The sequence below is a fragment of the Armatimonadota bacterium genome (genome assembly GCA_020354555.1).
GTDB lineage: Bacteria > Armatimonadota > Hebobacteria.
Genome location: CP070648.1, coordinates 4,832,641 through 4,835,697 on the forward strand (window position 1 = coordinate 4,832,641; position 3,057 = coordinate 4,835,697).

At 66.9% G+C, this 3,057-nt stretch carries 4 protein-coding genes; 1 reads left to right on the top strand and 3 read right to left on the bottom strand.

Translation table 11 applies throughout. The features are described 5' to 3' along the window. On the top strand, window positions 1–312 hold a 312-nt coding region (locus JSV65_19860), incomplete at its 5' end, for a serine--tRNA ligase (GenBank protein UCH34741.1). Window positions 313–522: 210 nt separating this feature from the next. On the opposite strand, the gene JSV65_19865 is transcribed toward JSV65_19860, so the two are convergent. The 3 genes from JSV65_19865 to JSV65_19875 all read right to left on the bottom strand — a co-directional run. Further along, window positions 523–1,812, bottom strand: a complete 1,290-nt coding sequence (locus JSV65_19865) for a hypothetical protein (GenBank protein UCH34742.1) — start codon at window positions 1,810–1,812, stop codon at window positions 523–525. Between the two features lie 89 nt (window positions 1,813–1,901). Further along, on the bottom strand, window positions 1,902–2,546 hold the full coding sequence (locus tag JSV65_19870) for a DUF1080 domain-containing protein (protein UCH36859.1): 645 nt from the start codon (window positions 2,544–2,546) through the stop codon (window positions 1,902–1,904). 320 nt (window positions 2,547–2,866) lie between these two features. Then, the coding region (locus tag JSV65_19875; GenBank protein ID UCH34743.1) for a sugar isomerase at window positions 2,867–3,057 on the bottom strand (191 nt) is incomplete at its 5' end.

Below are 3,057 nucleotides of genomic sequence, written 5' to 3' on the forward strand. Positions count from 1 at the left end.
ACCGCGGACCTCAGCTTCGTCGCCGCGATCAAATACGACCTCGACGTGTGGGCGCCGGGCGTCGAGGAGTGGCTCGAGTGCTCGTCATGCAGCAGCTTCGGGGATTTCCAGGCGCGGCGGATGAACATCCGCTACCGGCCCCGGGCGCGCGCGCGGCCACAGTTCGTGCATACCCTCAACGGCTCCGGCATCGCGCTGCCGCGGACCATGATCGCGGTGATGGAGAACTACCAGCAGGCCGACGGCAGCATCCGCGTGCCCGAGGCACTGCGCCCCTACATGGGCAGCGTCGAAGTCATCGCGGCGGCGTGACGGCGGCGCCCGGTGCCATGAGACCGCGATTGGGCCGCAGCGACGAATTCCCCGCCAAGGCCGGCCGGGCTCGCGCGCGGTTATCCTTCGAGGCGGCTCGGAACACGTCAACCACGCCCGCGGAAGAGACCCGACGCTGACGGTTTCGAACTGATTACTCTAACAAGGCGACATCGCGCCGGAGTCCCTCGGAGCCCTCGGAGCGCCGAGCTAGTTCACCTTCAGCAGCACGCCGTCCCCCGCGGCCAGCCGCAGCCGCAGCGTCCGGCGGTCGCGGAGTTGGCGTCTGCTCGGGGCTTTGGAAACGGCTTCGGCGTTGAGGATCGTGACCGTCTGCACAGCGGGGCCAAATGTGATGTGGACCGCGCGCGCCGGAGGCTCCTCCTCGTCCGGCCGCACCGTGCGCTTGTCCACGACCAGGACGTACTCCGGATCATCGCGACCGGCCTTCAGCCGCTTTTCGGGCGCTAGTATGCCCGCCAGGAGCGCGTCGCTCATCTGCTCGATGAGGCGTCCCGGGCCGGGCGTGAGAGCGTTGTCCGCCGTGTCGGGGCCGGGGGTGTGGAAGACACCCGTGCACCGGTGCCCCACGACCCGCGGCCCTACGACGTCCGCGACATAGCCGTTGCATGCCTTCGCCGCGTCGTACAGCGGCCCCGGCTGCTCCTGCTGGGGATCCCACACGTTGCAGTGGTAGTGAAAGTACCAGATGCCTTGCGCGCCGTACGCGATCGACGCGAGCATCTGGAAGCGCAGCTGGGATGGACTCACCGCATCGCAGCAATTGATGAACGGCCACAGGGCCATGTCGTATTCGTTCGCACACCGACGGTCGAGTTCCAGGCGGTTGCAGAACGCAAGCCGCTTCGTGGGCTCCGACTCGTTGACCTGGTAGAGGAAAGGGTAGTTCTGGCTGGAGAGCAGCGGCATCGGCGCCTGTGCTTGCGCCCCGACGTCGGGGTTCGTGGACACCCAGGGAAAGAGCCCGGGAGCGGTGGCGAGCAGCGTTTTCGCGTTGTCCACCATGTAGCCGTGCAGGCCGCAGTTGTCGCCCAGGAGGTAGCCGACGAGCCGCGGGTGACGGCCGTACCGCTCCTGGAGCCACGCCAACTCCGCCGCTCGCGCTGGATGATGCGCGCCCGGCTCCGGCGGCGGGTTCAGCTCGACGCCGCCCCATGGCGTATCGTTGCGCATATACGTGTCCAGCATCACCCATAGGCCGACCTTCCGGGCCAACTTCAACTCAAAGTCGGGAAGTTGATAGTCGGCACCGTACGTCGCATTGGCGCGATTGCGGTAGGTCATGAGCACGTTGAAGCCGGCGTCCTTGTACATCCGGTAGCCATGCTCGGAGGGATCGGGCCCCCACCACGCGCCGATGACGAAGTCGCGCAGCTTGAAGCGCTGCATGCACGCCAGCGGCTCAGCGGTTACTCCCGCCGAGGCCAGAGCGATCAGGGCCATCGCCAGCGCCAGCAGCGGCCAGCGGCATCCTTCCACGATGACTCCTCCGGCGAAATGAGGCGAATCAGGGCGTTGCCCGAGGTGCGCTCCGGCATCCCTGCCTGTGCATCCCGAGAAGCGGGGCCTCACTGGGGCCCGTACGTATCCGATCCCTTGGGCGGCAGGTGTACGAGCCAGATGTTGCGGAACTTCAGGGGGGCGCCGTGATCCTGGATCATGAGCGGTCCCGGCTCGCCGATGTTCACATTCGCCGGGCCGACATTGACTCCCAGCACCTCGGCATTGTTCTGGATGACGATGCCGTTTTGCAGGATGGTCATTCTGCCCCGCTCGATCACCGTGCCGGACTCGTCCACCCGAGGCGCGCGGAAGATGATGTCGAAGCTCTGCCACTCCAGCGGCGGCTTGCAGGCGTTGACGAGCGGAGCGTGCTGGGCGTAAATCGCGCCGCAGTCGCCCTTCCCCGGAATGTTGATGCCGTAGGAATCGAGCAGTTGGATCTCGTAGCGCCCCTGCACGTGGATGCCGCTGTTCCCCTTGCCCTGGCCGGTGGCCTGCGGCATATCGGGGATCATGAACTCGACGTGAATGAACGCGTCGTCGAAAATCTCGCCGCTCACGATGTCGCCCCGCGCGACGGTGATGACGCCGTTCTCCACGGGCCAGTAGAGCGCGGGCTCGCCGCTGCGGTAATGCCAGTTGCTCAAGTCCTTGCCGTTGAACAGCATCACGGCGTTCGGAGGGGGCTCGCTAAAGGCGGAACCGGGCATGTCCGCGCCTTGCTGCCCGGAGACATCGGCGGCGCCGCCCGTCGCCGGCGCAGCGCTGACCGCGGGCGCCAGGATCAGCGCCACGAGCAGACCGAGCATCGTCACGCGGAAGGCTGTCGAGATCATGGTCTTGCCTCCCAGAAGCATTTGACTGCAGTTACCAGAAGTGGGTGCGATATTCCTCTCAGGCGGCTACTGTATTCCGAGCGGATGCGCGGGTCGGGATGGCGCCCTGCCGCGCGGGCCGGCGCAGCTGCAGGCGGGCGGACCCGCCTGCGGCGGATGAACCTCTTCCTGAGAGGGAGAGGGTCCCGCGGCGCCTACAGCACCTGCACCTCGATGCCGACTTTCTTCGCCGCGTAGGCGACCTCTTGCGCGTGGTCGCCGTAGGCGAGCTGGCAGTGGAAGCCACGCAGGTTCTCCAGCACCTCGCGCGTGTCGGCGTTGAGCTTGACCTCGACCTGCGCGCGGCAGGCGGGCAGGAACGGCGTGTCAACGATCCGCCCGGTCA